The organism is Fibrobacter intestinalis (assembly GCF_900167415.1).
Taxonomy (GTDB): Bacteria; Fibrobacterota; Fibrobacteria; order Fibrobacterales; family Fibrobacteraceae; genus Hallerella; species Hallerella intestinalis.
The window spans coordinates 50,510-67,910 of record NZ_FUWU01000008.1; the positions used below are offsets into that span (position 1 = coordinate 50,510).

The window sequence follows — 17,401 nt, forward strand, 5'->3', positions numbered from 1 at the left end:
CAAAATAGCTAAAGGTTAGTACAACATGGAATAGTAAAAAAGGCTTACAAATCCTTGATGACCATAATCCCGCTTCTTCCGATTTTTGGAAACGGTTTCATTCCCTCGCCGCCCTTGCCGCTATCAAGCACATCGAGCAGTTCGCCTTCCGAAGAATACAAATGCAATTCCCACGGACCTGCCGGCGTATTGAAATACCCGGAATTTTTCTGCACGTTGCGTTGGAAACTCCTGTTCAGACGATCCGTGACGCTGCGGGCCTGCACGAGGGAAACGTCGGCAAGAGTCCAGCCGATGTCGCTTCCGCCCATGTCAAAAATCAACACGGCGTTTTCGTCCGTCGGCTCCTTCATCGTGAACTTCCAGCTGAAATCCTGCCAGCTCGTCGAAAGATCCAAAAAACGACCGTTCGCGTAAGGGACGTATTCTTTGGTCGCCCGCTTGATGTCCACATTCAATGTGCGCGGCCTGTCGGCCTTGGCCCGCATACTGAAAACGTAAGTGACGCCGTTGCGCAAAGAAAAGCTCTGCCGAAACTGCAAATTCCAGGATTCTTTGCCCGAATCCACAATGCCGAAATGGACGACGCCGTTTTTAACATTCGCATTCGCCTTGCCTCCCCAGAAATCCGCAGTCCATCCGTCCAAACCGTCCTTGAAATCGCCATTGGCAATGAGGTTGCGGCCTCTGTCCGAAACCCCGGTCGAAAAATCCGCATTTTGAATAAACGCCGGAATGACACTCGTATTCTGGATGCCCAAAGGACTGTCCACGCAGACTTCCCTGCCCCAGCCGACGAGGGTGTTGAAAGAACCGTGCGTCGTCATGTCCATCTCGGGACTGTCGAAATTTCCCGGTCCCCAACTCCACGACAACCAGCCGATTTCCAAACGTTCCGCTTCCGCCATGATGAATTTATACGGAATTTCCCGAGCACCATTCACGGCAACAGGCGCAAATTCTCCGATAATCAACGGCAGATTGCGGGACACCGATTCTTCCAAAACTCCCGTGATGCGTTCCCGGACCGTCGCATAGCCCGTCTTTTCCGGATTGTGCCGTTCCGTGGGCCACCACATGTGGATGTCAAAAATCAAATTGTGTTCCGGATCGGACGACAAAAGTCGCGCACCCTGTTCCAGAATATTTTTAGAATTCTGTCCCCAGTTGTCCGCATCGACAATCAATGGAACCCGAATCCCCGCAGCCCGCATCCGCGTTACCGCCGAAGTGTAAGCTTCGTAAAATTCTTCGCCGCTTTCCTCTTCGCCGCCCACTTCGTTTCCGATATTGACCAGCAGATATTCCTGATGGTCCTGTATCAGCTGGACGGCATCTTCCCGCGTCCAGAAGTTTACCAATTCCGGCAAGCGTGTCCACTGCCCCGTCGCATCGTGGAGTTCCACAATCGGAATCATGCTATTGACAATGCTTTCATCGACAATGTGGTACAAATCCGAAATCCGCCCGTGCATATTCCATACGATACGGACGCAGTTCGCACCCGTCTTGGCGATTTCCGGAATGGACTTTCCTTCGCGATCCGTCCAAATGAACATGTGGTTCACGCCGCGAAGTATGACTTTTTCATTGTCCTTGGTATAAAGGAAGCGCCCCTGAACAAAAAAGCCCGGTTTTGAATTATTGACAGATTCCATCTGAACACCTTTCAAAAAAAATTGATTCCTTGCTCAAAATAAGAAAAAAAAGTCGGAACGTTCAAAGGAATTTCACGTCGGCTTTAAAAATCGAAGCGCGGACGAACATGTCGCCCGCAATCCGGGATTTTCCTATTCGCAAACGGGAAAATCGACCGTCGTTTGAATCAATTCGATTGGGATTCGAACGCGTATTTCTCGCGATAATAGCTCAACATATCGTCCGCATTGCGGAACGCTCCCCGTTTGACGGCGCTGCGCACTTCGGGATCCGTACGCACCAGCTTGCGAAGACGCGAATCAATGTCCCGGAAAAAGAGTTCATTGGAGGCCTGATCGATGTTGTGCTGGGAATAATTCAAGTGGTAACGGCGTTCCAGCATCTGGAAAAGATCCGTCTGGCACTGGTTATCGGGCGGATTCCTTTTGAGAATGGGCTCGTAGCATTGGGAAATATAGGACTGCTTCATGCTGACAATCATATTGTCAATCTTCGGGATGTTGCGCGAACTGTCCGAATGGGTGGCAAGCTCCGCTTTGGGCAAAGAAGAGGAACAGGCGACAAAAATAGCCGCAAAACCAATGACAGCAATCCAACGACCAAACATGAAAACTCCTATGTAATTTTCCCAGCCCGCACTAAAGTTACCTAATTCCAACCAAATTTAGGGGCATCTTTTTGTGAATTTTCACTTACCAGAAAGGAACCAAGTGATGGGATTCACAACTGTATAACGAATATTACCCAATTTTTTCTTGCCTCGGGCATCTACAAAACCCGTCACCAAATGAACGTGCGGTCCCGTCGTATGTCCCGTCGTTCCCACAGTGGCCACCGGATCTCCCCGCATGACGTTCTGCCCGTCCAAATAGAGCAGCTGATTGCAGTGCATAAAAAGAATCACCCGATTTTTATCGGCGATGCCAATAACGACTCCCCCGCGTTCGTCTTGAAATGTCCAAGCCTTGCCGCTGAAAGGTGCGAGGATTCTCGCTCCGGGACGACTGGCGACATCCCACGCCGGATGCTTGCGATTTTTAGACGTCGCTTTCGGATAATAGGCTTCCGTCACGTAGGCAATCGAATCGGCGATAAGCCCCGTGAAATAATTCCAGGCGGGAGCGATCAAATCGTATTCGGGATTGCGCAAACTGTCCGGTATCGAGAAACGGACGGAAACTCCCGCGGGCGGAATGCGCAGAGAATTCTTTCTCCAGGAATCGGCGGGGAATCCATTTTTCTCCAGAGTTTCCGCGATGTAGGAATCCAAAATTTCAGCGTTCGTCACCAAGGCGGAAAAACGCCCGACCGCATAACGGGCAATTCTTTCCAGTGGCTCCTTCCCGTCAAAAACGTAATCAAAATAGGGAGCTTCGGCGTAAACAAGCATTTCGGACTTGATATTCCTGGAAAGCGGAAGCTGCTCCGCCCATTCGGAAGAGATAAAAAAAGGAACTGCGGCGGCCAAAACGCAAAAAAGAGGGAAAAAACGGCGAAAGAATCGCGGCCATCCATCCAGGACATTTTCACGGAGAATGCGAATTTTCAAAAACGAAAGGAACGTCGCCGCAGCCAAAGACGCATCGGACTCAACGTCCTCTACAGAAACAAAGCCTCTTTCGACGGAGTTCCTAACCGCAGAATGCAAGGCAGGAAAACGTTTTTTGGGTGGCAGCGGCGCACACCACCAGAAAAACTGGGGAGGAAAAGGGGCAAAGGAATTTAGAGCGGATAAAAGTTCGTCGGAGAGCGGCTCCCGGCCTTGAGAAAAAACAAGAAGAATACGCATGGAAAAAAGCAACGAGGCAATTTCGCCTTCAAATCCTTTCCGGAATACGACAAAGATATTTTTCGCTTCGTTCTTCTGCTGCCGAACTCGACATTTTTCCAAAAACGCTTTTGGAGAGCCTTCTAGCGGCGAATATTCGACAAAAAGAAAAGGCGCAGTCCCGCAAAAGGATTGCGCAAAATTCTCTAGCCGCTCGCAGCGAAAGTTTTTCGGAACGATGACGCCCACGAGCGATCCTTGGGCGATCAACGAATCGAGCACCTTGCGCTGCATGGCACTACGCTTAAAGGCTTTCTACCGTTTTCTTGACGAACATCTTGCAAGCACCGCGCGGATAAGTGTGGATCTGCGGCGGCGCAGCGACAAATCTGTCGATGGCCGTATAGAGCTCTTCTGAAGAGGCGTTCGGGGCGATAATCATTTCCTGACCACGCAAAGCACTGCGGCCTTTGAGCGGTTCTACACGACGAGAGCGGCTGACAACGGCAAGCGGAACCATTTCCAAAACGGGAAGCAGCCCGAAATAACGGAAAAGGCTAAAATTCTTTTGCCACGTAAAACGTTCAACAAGAAGACCGAAAGTATTTTCCGGAACGCCCTTGGCCTGCAAAAACGCTTCGCCGGACATGGTTACCAATTCATGATTGGTCGGAAAATTGTTTACAAAAGCGGCATTGTCGCCTTTCAGGTAAATATCATCGCAAAGGAAAACAAATTTCATATAAGATCCCGTTGTTGAACAAATGTCGCGCTTAAAATAGATAAAATTCCCCTTTTTGTCATCACAAAGCGTCCCATTCGCATATTTATCCCACCAACATTATTTTTTTCTGTCCACACTTGTTTTTCTTTTTGGAGACAATCCTTCGACATGCCATAGCATAACTTGTTGAAAATCAACGAGTTAAAATCAAAAAAGCGTTTTTTCTTTAAATTTTGGGCCTATTCAAATTCTTTTTTGCGCTATCAAAATCGAAAATTCTTCACATTTTCTTTGTCCAAGACCGTTCAAATAACTTTATATTTGGTAAAGTTCGCCCATTTTTGGCATTTTGCATAAAACCGGCGAAACATAGGATGAGAAGTGGTTTTGAACGGTTCAACCGCACAAGGCGGTTCGCCGACATTAAACCATGAGGTCTATTGGAGTTCATAAATGATTCGAAAGAAATCAGTGTCCCTATTCTTGGCCGCAGGTCTGCTGTCCTCGGTCGTTTTTGCACAAGATGAAGCCCAACCGGCGGCGGCAGAAAACAATCCGCCGTCCCTAAACGGAATTCCGGGCGAATCCATCCAGGAAGGCGGAAAGTTCGCGCCCATCAAGCTTGACGACTTTGTCAGCGATCCTGAAGATCCTCCTGCTAAATTACGTTGGAACATCTCTGGAAACAAGCAACTCCAAGTAAAAGAATCCAATCATGTGGTCTCGATCACAGTGCCCGACCAATATTGGAACGGTTCAGAAGATTTGACATTTACTGTCACAGACACCAAGGGCGCGTCAAGTTCCGAAACCGTGACGTTCTCGGTGGAATCCGTCAATAACCCGCCTGAAGTTTCCAAAATCCCCGATCAGACCATCGACGAAGGCAAGACCTTCACTCCCATCAAGCTTGACGATTATGTAAAAGACCCCGACCATCCGAAAGACCAGATTACCTGGGAATACGAGATGACGCAGACCGCCAAAGACCAGGCGGAGGGCGAACTGACCGTCGATATCACCAAAGATCGCATCGCCAACATCGTCGTTCCGGACGCCCATTGGTACGGTGCCTACAAGATTACCTTTATTGCGACCGATGCCGAATACGCTTCGGCAAAAACCTCGGCGAACTTTACCGTTCGCCCGATAAACGATCCGCCCATCGTCCAGAAAGCTCCAGACCAGACCATCAACGAGAAGGAGCAGTTCGAAGCCATCAATCTTTCCGACTTGGTCAGCGATGTCGATGACGACGTGTCGAAAATCAAATGGACCGTCTCCGGCGGAAAAGACCTCAAGGTCAAAATCGACAAATACAACGTAGCGGAAGTCATCATTCCCAATGAAAACTGGAATGGACCGACCGAAACGTTTACCTTTACGGCAACCGACCCGCACGGCGCAAGCGCAAGCTTTAAAACCGCTTTCACGGTAAAATCCGTCAATGACGCTCCGGAATTTGTGGACCAGATTCCCGACCAGACCATTGCGGAAAAGCAGCAGTTCAAGCCGATCGAATTGGAAAAATACATCAAGGATCCGGATCACAAGTTCGAACAATTGAAATGGGAATTTTCCGGCAACAAGGATTTGAAAGTCCAGCTAAACGGCAAGACCGCTAAAATTCTGATTCCAAATGCTTTCTGGAACGGTTCGGAATCCATCACGTTCAAGGCGACCGACCCCGAAGGGGCCAGTGCCGAAACCCAGGCGACCTTTACTGTCGAATCCGTCAACGACGTGCCAAAATTTGTCAAACAGATTCCCGCGCAGACCATCGACGAAAAGAAGCAGTTCGCCGCCATCCATCTGGATGAATTTGTCAAGGACGACGACCATAAAAACGCCGAGCTTTCCTGGGAATTCGAAGTCAAGTCCGTCGGCAAGGAACCGGAATCCGGTCCGCTGAACATCAATATCGACGACAAGCACGTCGCTAAAATCGAAATTCCCGACACCTACTGGAATGGTTCCGCCATCGCGACATTCAAAGTGACCGACCCCGAAGGTGCCGAAGCCAAGCAGGATGTCAAGCTTTCCGTCCGTTCCATCAATGATTTGCCGGTGTTTAAAAAGATTCCCGACCAGACCATTGAAGAAAAAGCGGAATTTGACGGATTCTCCCTGGACGATTTCCTTTCTGATCCGGATCACGATATTTCCCAGCTGAAAATTTCCGTTTCTGGAAACAAGAGCCTGAAAGTCAATATCGACAACAACCGCAATGTCACCATTAAACAGCCGACCGAAATTTGGAACGGCACGGAAAACATCACCTTTACGGCAACCGATCCCGAAAACGGCAAAGCTTCGACGACGGTCAAATTCTCCGTGACTTCTGTAAACGATCCGCCGGTCATGAAGGACATTCCGAGCCAGACCATTCAAGAAAAGGAACAGTTCAAGCCGATTGAACTCGACAAGTTTGTAAGCGATCTCGACCACCCGAACGACAAGCTCAAATGGACGATTTCCGGCAACAAGGATATTCAGGTCAAGCTGGACAACAACCGCAAAGCGACTCTCGTTCTGCCGAATAAATACTGGAACGGCTCCGAAGCCATCACATTCAAAGTGACCGACCCCGAAGGGGCTTCTGACGAACGCACGGTTCAATTCACTGTCGAATCGGTGAATGACGCGCCGGAATTTGTCAAGGACATCCCGGACCAGAAAATCCAGGAAAAAGCGCAGTTCAAGCCCATCAATTTGGGAGAACTCATCAAGGATCCGGATCACAAACTGACCGACCTGACTCTGAACATCGACGTGAAAGCCGCGCCGGGTTCGCCGAAAGGCACGCAAGCGGAATTGCAAGTGAACGTGGACGCCAAAATGGTCGCCACCATCGCGATTCCGAACAAATACTGGAATGGTTCCAATGTGGTGACGTTCAGCGTTACCGACCCGGAAGGAGCCAAGGCAATCAAGTCCGCCACCTTTACCGTAGAATCCATTAACGATGCTCCGGTTCTCAAGGAAATCAAGTCGCAGACCATCGCCGAAAAAGCCCAGTTTGCGCCCATCAACCTCGCCGAACTCACCGACGACCCGGATCACGCTTTTGAAAAACTCAAATGGAGCATCACGGGCAACAAAGACTTGAACGTCAATATCAATAAGGCCGGCGAAGCGACCGTCGCCATTCCGAATCAGCTCTGGAACGGTTCTGAAAAAATCACGTTCACCGTTACCGACCCGGAAGGAGCCAGCGCCAAGCAGACCGCCGTCTTTACGGTCACCTCCGTCAACGATCCGCCGGTCATGAAGGACATTCCGAGCCAGACCATCAAGGAAAAACAGGAATTTAAGACGATAGACCTCAACAGCTATGTTTCGGATCTTGACCATCCGAACGAAAAGCTCAAGTGGAATATCACGGGCAACAAGGAACTCAAATTCAAGGTGGATACCAAGCATCAGCTTTCCATCATCATCCCGAATAAATACTGGCACGGTTCCGAAACGTTCAACATCGAAGTTTCCGACCCGGAAGGAGCCAAGGATTCCCGCAAGGTCACGTTCACGGTCGAATCGGTAAACGACGCACCGGAATTCACCAAAAAGATCAACAACCAGTCCATCGACGAAAAGAAAGCCTTCGCTCCGATCAAACTGTTTGAAATCGTCAAGGACCCGGATCACAAGACTTCGGAACTGACCTGGAACTTTGACGTGAAAGCGGCGCCGGGTTCGCCGAAGGGATACAAGCCCGGACTCAAGGTGAATATGGATCCCAAGACCGGAACCGCCACAGTCGTCGCTCCCGACGTCTATTGGAACGGCTCCGATGAAATCACGTTCACCGCAACCGACCCGGAAGGAGCCAAAGTCTCCCAAAAGGCTCTCTTCACCATCAAGTCCATCAACGACAAGCCTGTATTCAAAAAGATTAACGACCAGATTATCATGGAAAAGGAAGAGTTCAAGGATATCAATCTTGCCGAACTCGTTTCTGACCCCGACGATGCCTTTAAGACTCTCAAGTGGACCATCACGGGCAACAAGGATCTGAAGGTCAGCATTTCCAAGGATGGAGTCGCTTCCATCAAGACGCCGAACAAACTCTGGAACGGCACGGAAAAAGTGACCTTCCAAGTGAGCGACCCGCAAGGCGCTACGGAAAAGCAGACAGTCCAGTTCACGGCAAAATCCGTGAACGATCCACCGGTCATGAAAGACATCCCGAACCAGACCATCAAGGAAAAACAGGAATTTAAACCCATCGACCTCAACAACTACGTTTCGGATCTCGATCATCCGATGAACAAACTCAAGTGGACGATCACCGGGAACAAATTCCTGAAGTTCAAGATTTCTCCGGACCACAAACTCTCCGCCGAAGTGCCGAACAAGTTCTGGAACGGTACCGAAACTATCACGCTGACGGCGACGGACCCGGAAGGCGCCAAGGATTCCCGCAGCGTCACCTTTGAAGTGATTTCTGTAAATGACCCGCCGGTATTTGCCCGCGAAATCAAGAGCCAGACCATCGACGAAAAGAAGCAATTCGCCGCTATCAATTTGGATGAGCTGGTTCAGGATCCCGACCACAAGAAGACGGATCTCCAGTGGACCGCCGTCGTCAAGGACGCTTCCGCCAAAGCTCCTGCGCCGAAAAAAGGGAAGAAGGGCAAAGCCGCTCCGCAAGCAAGCGAAGAATCTTCGAAGAATGGGCTGACCGTGGAAATCGACAACAATCACGTCGCCCGCATCATGATTCCGAATACTTACTGGAACGGTTCGGCAAATATCACGTTTACCGTTTCCGACCCGGAAGGTGCCAAGGCTTCGTCCAGCGCGCTCTTTACCGTGCGCTCGATTAACGACCTGCCGATGATTTCGGCCAACGCCCCGAAGGGTGAAACCATCCGTGAAGGCGGCAAATTCAAGACCATCGATTTGTCCTCCCTCGCCACGGACGCAGACCATCCGGCCAAGCAGCTCAAGTGGAGCTTCAATGGCAACCGCCAGCTGCAAGTCGCTTTGAACAAGGACAACACCGTCCAAATCAAGACGCCGAATGCACAATGGCATGGTAAAGAAAGCATCACATTTACCGTCACCGATCCGGAAGGCGGCAAGGCCAGCCACAAGATGGACTTCGTCGTCACCGAAGTGAACGATCCGCCAGTCCTTTCCAAGATTCCGAGCCAGAAAATCAAGGAAAAGGAATTATTCAAGCAAATTGCACTCGACGAATTCGTGAAGGACCCGGACAATAAACCGTCCGAAATGAAGTGGACCGTTTCCGGCAATAAATACCTGAAAGCGGAAATCACATCTGCCAGAAAGCTCGTCGTTTCGGCTCCGAACAAATACTTCTGGTGCAAGCCCGACACTCTGACATTGACTGTAAAAGATCCGCAAGGAGCTTCGGCGACAACAGCCATCGTCTATGAAATCGTTTCGGTAAACGACGCGCCCGTGATGAAGGACATCCCGTCCCAGTCCATCAAGGAAAAGGCCCAGTTCAAAACCATTCCTCTCGATAGCTATGTTCATGATGCCGACCATCGCAGCAACCAGCTGAAATGGACAGCCGTCGTGAAGAAAGCCGACGCAGCACCCGCTCCCGCTCCCAAAAAGAAAGCTTCGAGAGGCAAAAAAGGCAAGAAGGGCAAGGCGCAGAAGGAAGAGCCGACTGCTGAAGAAAAGAAGGACGAAAACGATTTGACCGTAACGATTGACGACAAGCACGTCGCCCATCTGAATATCCCCAACGCGTTCTGGAATGGCAAACGGACAATCACATTTACCGTCACCGACCCGGAAGGAGCCAAGGATTCCAAGACGGCGACCTTCGAAGTCGTTTCAGTAAACGACCCGCCCACTCTTGCCAAAATTCCGAACCAGAAGATTAAGGAAAAGGAACATTTCGCTCCGATCGACCTGCTCCCGCTTGTCAAGGATCCGGACCATCCGACCTCGGCGTTGAAATTTGAAGTGTCGCAGCCGCGCAGCCTCAAGGCTTCGATCAATGCGAAAAAGCAACTCGTCGTTTCGACTCCGGACAAATACTGGAACGGTTCCGAAAAAATCACTTTGACGGTGACCGACCCCGAAGGCGGAAGAGCATCTCAGCAAGTGCAGTTTGATGTGACTCCGGTAAACGACGCACCTGTCGTCAAGGCGATTCCGAACCAGAAAATCAAGGAAAAGGAACGCTTTGAACCCATCGATCTCTCCAAGTTCGTGAACGACCCGGACAACCGCCCCAATGAAATCAAGTGGAGCGTCTCGAGCAATAAGGAACTGCAAGTCAAAATCACCGGTGCCCGCGTACAAATCGCCGTCCCGAATGACCACTGGAACGGCTCGGAAAAGCTGACCTTTACAGCGACCGACCCGGCTGGGGCTTCGGCAAGCGCAACGGCGACGTTCACGGCGACCCCGGTGAACGACCCGCCCCACTTCAACAAGCTTCCGCCGCAGACCATCAAGGAAAAGGAAGAGTTCAAGCCGATTGATCTGGCGAAACTCGTCGTGGACCCGGACAACAAGGCTTCCGAAATGCGCTGGACGCTCGACGACGGCGAACCCGCACAAAAGGACAAACGCGGTCGCATGGGCAAAGCCAAACGCCCGACAGTCAAGCACCCGCTTTCCTATGACCTCTCCGACGCAGGCGTTCTCACCGTAAATATTCCGAACGAATACTGGAACGGCAAGGACAAAATCAAGGTCAATGCCTACGACCCGGCCGGCGAAAAAGCTTCGCTTGATATCGAATTCATCGTCAAGCCAGTAAACGACCCGCCAGTTCTTTCCAAAATCCCGGACATGGTGACTAATGAAGGAACCAAGTTCAAGCCCATCAAGCTCGACCAATTCGTCAAGGATCCGGACAACAAACCGCACGAACTCCACTGGACCGCATCTGGCAACCGTCACCTCGAAGTGATGATAACCGGTGGCCGCGAAGCGGTTGTCCGCCCGAATCGTGCCGACTGGTACGGCAAGGAAACGGTGACCTTTATCGTGAAGGATCCGGCAGGCGCAACGGCCAAAACCGCTGTAAACTTTGAAGTGAAGCACGTCAATGCGGTTCCGGAAATCCGTCCGATTCGCGACGTGACGATGAAGGAAGACGCGAACAATGGCGTTCTCGCCGTCCTCAAGCTCGACCAATTCGTCCGCGACCGCGACAACAGCTTCAATGAACTCAAGTGGGATATTTCCGGCAACAAGAAGCTGGTCATCGACCATGACAAGGCCCGCAACATCGTGACCATCAAACAGCCCTACGAAAACTGGAACGGTCCTACAGAAACGATCACCTTCAAAGTGACCGACCCGGAAGGCGCCAGTGCCAAGACTTCCGCCAAGTTTACCGTAACCGCGGTGAATGACGCACCGGTAGCCCTCTCCAAGTCCTACCAGACCAAGGAAGGGGAAAAACTGGTCGTCAATGCAAAAGAAGGCCTGCTCAACGGAGCCTACGACCCAGATGGAAAACTCGACGCGACGGTCTCCCTCGTTCGTCGCCCGCAGAACGGAAAAGTGGAACTCAACGCCAAAGACGGCTCCTTCACTTACACTCCGAACAAGGGCTTCTACGGTCTTGACGAATTCGGATTCAAACTGACCGATCGCGAAGGCGCGTCCTCCAAAGTGGAAACCGCGGAAATCAACGTGAACTTCAAAATGAAGGACATTCGCGGCGGAGAACCGGCAGCAGCTCCCAAGCCCGCAGCCAACGACAACGATAAAAAGAAGAACAAGCGTCGCCGCCGTTAAGCCGGAACTTTTCAAAAAAAGCTTTCCAAGGACTTTCTTGGGGAGCTTTTTTTGTTTATATTTCAAAAAAACAATGCGAGGAATCCATGAAAAAACGTTTAATTTTATCTGCAATCACCCTGTCGGCTTTTCTCTTCTCCGCCTGCTCTTCGAGCAGCAGCAGCGACAAGTCCCTTGCCGAAGAATGTGAAGCAGGCGTCTCTGAAAAATGTTTGGAAAGCGCAATCTGGAATATGAACGCGTTCTACACCCCGGAAGGAGCCATCTACAGACAGCTCTCGAATCCGACAACCCTTACCTTTGAAAAATCGGGCGAATTCGAAATCAAATACTCCACCGATCCGAAAATCCAGAATGACGGAAACGGCATTCTCGGGGCCGAAGATATCGGAACCTGGACTCTCAACGGTTCGACCCTGACTTTGAACTTCACCGTCGGAACGGAAACGCACGAACTCCCCATCACGACAAATGCGACGGTCACGACGACGCCAACGGGAGAAATCCAGCTGAATCTCGGCGGCATTTTCGTCCACAATCTCGCTTTCAGCAAAAACGAAGCCGCCTATTTAACAGAAATCTTCACCGGCATCGAAAGAAATTAACATTCTCATTTTTCAAACAAGGCTTCCGACCGGAGGCCTTTTCTTTTTTTCCATTTTGAAAATTCTCTTTTCTTGGATGCGCTCAGTCCAAAAAACGCCTAGATTACTAAATTTCTTCCCACTATGGAATCTCGTTATAATTCTTCTGAAGTTGAAGCCCGCTGGCACAAGACCTGGGCAGAAAAAAACAGTTTTGCTCCCAGCGGAAAAGGCGAACCGTTCTCTATCGTCATTCCGCCGCCCAACGTAACCGGCGCCCTGCACCTGGGCCACGCTTTGAACGACACCCTTCAAGACATTCTCGTACGCTACCGCCGTAAGACAGGCCGCGACACTTTGTGGATTCCCGGAACCGACCACGCCGGCATCGCCACCCAAGCCGTTGTGGAAAAACGTCTTTTTCAGGACGAACACAAGACCCGCCACGATATTGGCCGGGAAGCGCTGGTGGAACGCATCTGGAAATGGAAGGACGAATACGAAGCTCGCATCACCAAGCAGCTCAAGAGCCTCGGTGTGAGTTGCGACTGGAGCCGTCAGCGTTTTACTCTGGATCCGGTGTGCGCCAAGGCCGTGCGTCATGCGTTTTTCAATTTGTTCAAAAAGGGTCTGATTTACCGCGGGAAACGGCTGGTGAACTGGGACACCAAACTCCAGACCGCCGTCGCCGACGACGAAATCTATCACGAACACGTGAAAGGGCATTTCTGGACTTTCAAATATCCTTTGGCCGACGGTTCGGGATTTATCCCTGTTTCCACCACGCGCCCGGAAACCATCATGGGCGACACCGCTCTCGCCGTCCACCCCACGGACGAACGCTACGCCAAGTTCATCGGCAAAATGCTGAAAGTTCCTTTCGTGAATCGGGAAATTCCGGTCATCGCCGACGCGATTCTTGTGGACAAGGACTTTGGCACCGGCTCCGTGAAGGTGACCCCGGCCCACGATCCCAACGACTACGCCACCGGGCTTCGCCACAAGCTTCCCATGATCAACATCATGAACGACGATGGCACCCTGAACGAAAACGCCGGCAAGTTCCAAGGCATGAAGGGCCAGGCAGCCCGGGACGCCGTTGTTGCAGGCCTTGAAGAACTGGGACTTTTGATTAAAGTAGAAGACCACGAAATGGAGGTGGGACATTCCGACCGCAGCAAGACCGTGATCGAACCCTACCTCAGTGACCAGTGGTTTGTGAAAATGGACGTTCTCGCCGAAAACGCCATGAACGCGGTGAAGTCCGGTGAAATCAAAATTCTACCGGAACGTTACGCCAACAAGTATTTGGACTGGCTGGGCGAAAAGCGGGACTGGTGCATCAGCCGTCAGCTCTGGTGGGGGCACCGCATTCCCATTTGGCACACGGATGCCACCGAAGAAGAATTGAAGGCAGCCTTTGGCGACCGGAAAGACATCTACTTTTACAAGGCGGAAAACGGCGGCTACCTGGTTTGCTCCCAAGAGGAAAACCTGAAGGAAGATGCCATTCCGGGACGCCGCCTGAAACAGGAAGAAGACGTTCTGGACACCTGGTTCTCCAGCGGACTCTGGCCCCACTCCACCATGGGCTGGCCCGAAGAAACCGAAACCCTGAAGCGCTACTACCCCACCAGCGTCCTCGTCACCAGCCGTGACATCATCACCCTGTGGGTAGCCCGCATGGTGCTGTTCAGCCAGGAAAATATGGGCACTGTCCCCTTCCACACCGTCTATATCCATCCGAAAATTCTGGATGGCAACGGACAGACCATGAGCAAGTCCAAAGGCAACGGCGTGGATCCCATGGACATCGAACGCAAGTATGGTACCGATGCACTCCGCTTCGTGATGGCAAGCCTTTGCACCGACAACCAGGACGTGCGTCTGCCCGTGAAAAAGGAAAAGCAGGAAGACGGAACGGAAATCAACACTTCCGAAAAATTTGAAATCGGTCGAAACTTCAGCAACAAGCTGTGGAACGCCTGCCGCTTCCTCTATCCCCATTTGGAACAGGCAGGGGCCCTCGCTTCCGAACTCCCCATGGATTCCGCATTGTTCGCCCTGGAAGACCGCTGGATTCTTTCCCGCTTGCAGACGACCATCAAGGACGCCACCCGCATGCTCGAAGAATACCACTTCGCCGAACTCGCCGGGTTCCTGTACCGCTTCGTGTGGGACGACGTCTGCTCCAGCTATCTCGAGATTAAGAAGGCCGTGATCAACAGCGAAACGCTCACCGCCGAAAAGAAGAACGCCATGGCCATCCTCAGCTATGTGCTGAAAAATGTGCTGGACCTTCTCCATCCGGTGATGCCGTTCATTACCGAAGAGCTCAACAGCATCCTGTTCCAGGGCAGCGAAATGGTCATCAGCCGCGCATGGCCCAAGGCCGACGAATCGCTCATTGACGCGAAGATCGAAGCCGCATTCGACCAGGCCTTTGCCGTAGTGGAAGCCGTCCGTGGCGTTCGTGGCCGCTACAGCGTTTCGCCGGCAACCAAATTGAAAGCCGTCGTGAATGTGGATGACGCCACAACGGAAAAATCCGTAAACGCCTGCCTCGCCATCATTACTGAACTGGGCGGCATCGACAGCATTACCGTCGCGGTGAATGCGGAAAAGCCGAAGTTCAGCGCATCCGCCGTCGTTCCCGGTGGCGAACTTTACATCCCGCTGGAAGGCATCCTCGACCCTGCGGCAGAAATCGCCCGCTTGGAAAAGGAAATCGAAAAAGCGAAATCCTTCGCAGCCAGCATCGAACGCAAGCTTTCCAATGAGAAGTTTGTGAACGGTGCGCCGGAAGCCGTGGTGAACGCCGAACGCACAAAACTCGCCACACAGCAAGACATCATTGCCAAAAACGAGAAGGCACTGGCCGAATTGAAATAAACGGCAGACCTTTCATTCAAGCACCCGGAAATCCTTGGATTTTCGGGTGTTTTTCATATTGAACTTTTCCCATGATTGAAAGATCAGTATCAGCGCGATGTCGAATGGCGACTCTGACTAAAGACGAAATTTTATCGGCGGCGATAATCCAAAAACTCGCGCGCCCTTTCTCCAAAGGGAATTTTACACAATTAAAAATTTATATTCCAAGAAAAAGGAAAAATATGCCGCAGATTCACAAATATTTATCCAAAGACTCCATATCCCGTTCCGAGAAAAAACTCTTCGATATTTTACTCTCGTTGAATAATGATTGGCATATATGGATGAACGCAAATCTCCGTTTCGCTCTTCGCAACGGAGCTTCGATGGAACGCGAAGTCGATTGCATTCTTTATCACCGGGAGCTCGGCATGCTCCTTGTGGAAAGTAAAGACGGTCAGATTTCTACGGAAGAAAGCCTGGAATCCGAAAAAGGATTTATCTGGAAACAGAACCAGCGCGAAATGGAACGCTCCCCGGTGGATCAAGTTTTGAATCTAGTTCATCCCCTACACCAGCATTTTTGCGAAATGTTCCCCCGGCAAATCCAAAAAGACAATTCGCATCAACAATTTTCTTATGATTCCGTACGCGTGCAATGGGCTCTTTTCTTTGGCGATATGGAAAATTTGAAAAAAATCGGCAGCAATGCGGTGCAATCCAAACGCGTTCTTCTCAAATCCGACTTAAAATCCCCCAACCTATTGCTCCGAAAAATCACAAAAATTTTGGAAACGAAAGAAGCGAGTTTTGGCAACAAGCCCTTCCCCAACACAGTGCTGTCCGAAGAAAATTTCCAAAAACTGGTCGCCTTCCTCGGCTGCTTTGATGAACCGACCTGGCCGGAACTTTGGGATATGCAGGCCAATGCGCGAATCTACCCTACTGAAATTCAGGAAATGCTGATGGAGTCCATCACCCGAAATCCGCGGATGCGAATCGAAGGAGTCGCCGGTTCTGGAAAATCCCTGATGGCTCAATGGGAAGTCGCCCGCCTTTTCAAGGAAGGCAAACGCATCGCATTTCTCTGCTACAACGACTTGTTGGCGGAGCAAATGCAAAATAATTTTCAAAAAAGAGAATTTCCGGCATCTTAGGTAACCGCCGCCAGTTTTTACAAGCTAGCAGCCAAATATGTACGACTAGCAAAAGTTCCCGGAGCTCCTCGAAAAGAACCCCAAAATGATGAAGGGAAAAAAGAATACTTCGCAAAAATGCCCCATTATTTTAAACAGGCTCTGGATATTTTGCGCAAACAAAATAAAGCATCCCGATTTTTCGACGCACTGATTATCGACGAAGGGCAGGATTTTGACAATTCTTGGCTGGACACGATTCTTTTGCTGCTAAAAGAACCGCAAAAAGGCTTCGTACGTTTTTTCTACGATTCCCATCAGACGATTTATAAAGGGCGCCCGGTATTAGGCAACACCAAAATCGAATCCATGCCGGTGATATTTCTGAAGCGTGGATTTCGCAGCACAAAAAAAATTTTGAATTGGGTTCGCGAAATCACAGACATTTCTGTCTCTTGCTATGAAACCACTCCGACAGGCCACGATGTGGATGTACGTCTCTATTCCGATCCTCAAGAACAAATCGCACTTTTATATGCAGAAATTGCCCGTCTAAAAAAGAAAGCCGTCGAACCCAAGGACATCCTAGTAGTTTCATTACGCAGCCGATCTAATTCGGCCCTAGCAGAACTCCACAACGACGAGTTCCAATGGAGCGACGTCCACGATTCCCTAAATTCTTTGGCCATCAATATAGTTTCTGCTTATCGTTACAAGGGTTTGGACAAGCGGGTCGTCATTTTGACGGATTTGGAACCTTCCGCAAACAACCCTGGGGAGCCGCACAGCAATGCCAATTTGATCCTTGTCGGTGCGACCCGTGCCAAAGAGCATCTGATAGTGTTCAAGCAGCGCAGCAAAATTGTATAAACAAAAAGTTCCCGGCAAAAACCGAGAACTTTCCTTTTTATTT

At 50.7% G+C, this 17,401-nt stretch carries 9 protein-coding genes; 5 read left to right on the forward strand and 4 right to left on the reverse strand.

Annotated features, from left to right (window positions below):
* Positions 1–44: 44 nt before the first annotated feature.
* The 4 genes from B5D40_RS03590 to B5D40_RS03605 all read right to left on the reverse strand — a co-directional run bounded on the left by B5D40_RS03590 (position 45) and on the right by B5D40_RS03605 (position 4,169).
* Entirely contained in the window at positions 45–1,658 is a 1,614-nt protein-coding gene (locus B5D40_RS03590) for a cellulase family glycosylhydrolase (protein WP_078775801.1), read from the reverse strand.
* A gap of 167 nt (positions 1,659–1,825) precedes the next feature.
* On the reverse strand, positions 1,826–2,266 hold the full coding sequence (locus tag B5D40_RS03595; RefSeq protein WP_073303339.1) for a hypothetical protein: 441 nt from the start codon (positions 2,264–2,266) through the stop codon (positions 1,826–1,828).
* Positions 2,267–2,347: 81 nt separating this feature from the next.
* The gene (locus tag B5D40_RS03600; RefSeq protein WP_078775802.1) at positions 2,348–3,721 is read right to left on the reverse strand and encodes a M23 family metallopeptidase; all 1,374 of its coding nucleotides are present in this window, start codon (positions 3,719–3,721) and stop codon (positions 2,348–2,350) included.
* Positions 3,722–3,731: 10 nt separating this feature from the next.
* On the reverse strand, positions 3,732–4,169 hold the full coding sequence (locus B5D40_RS03605; RefSeq protein WP_073303343.1) for a hypothetical protein: 438 nt from the start codon (positions 4,167–4,169) through the stop codon (positions 3,732–3,734).
* Positions 4,170–4,604: 435 nt separating this feature from the next.
* Between B5D40_RS03605 and B5D40_RS03610 the strand changes: the two genes are divergently transcribed.
* The 5 genes from B5D40_RS03610 (at position 4,605) to B5D40_RS03630 (ending at position 17,358) form a co-directional block, all read left to right on the forward strand.
* Complete coding sequence (locus B5D40_RS03610; RefSeq protein ID WP_078775803.1) at positions 4,605–11,894, forward strand: tandem-95 repeat protein; 7,290 nt, start codon at positions 4,605–4,607, stop codon at positions 11,892–11,894.
* 86 nt (positions 11,895–11,980) lie between these two features.
* Positions 11,981–12,499, forward strand: a complete 519-nt coding sequence (locus B5D40_RS03615) for a hypothetical protein (protein WP_073303347.1) — start codon at positions 11,981–11,983, stop codon at positions 12,497–12,499.
* Positions 12,500–12,622: 123 nt separating this feature from the next.
* On the forward strand, positions 12,623–15,370 hold the full coding sequence (locus B5D40_RS03620) for a valine--tRNA ligase (RefSeq protein ID WP_078775804.1): 2,748 nt from the start codon (positions 12,623–12,625) through the stop codon (positions 15,368–15,370).
* 224 nt (positions 15,371–15,594) lie between these two features.
* Positions 15,595–16,509 carry a nuclease-related domain-containing protein gene (locus B5D40_RS03625; RefSeq protein WP_158222055.1) on the forward strand — a complete coding sequence of 305 codons (915 nt, stop codon included), beginning with the start codon at positions 15,595–15,597 and terminating at the stop codon, positions 16,507–16,509.
* 117 nt (positions 16,510–16,626) lie between these two features.
* Positions 16,627–17,358: a DEAD/DEAH box helicase gene (locus B5D40_RS03630; protein WP_078775806.1), complete on the forward strand. Its 732-nt coding sequence runs from the start codon at positions 16,627–16,629 to the stop codon at positions 17,356–17,358.
* Positions 17,359–17,401 lie beyond the last annotated feature (43 nt).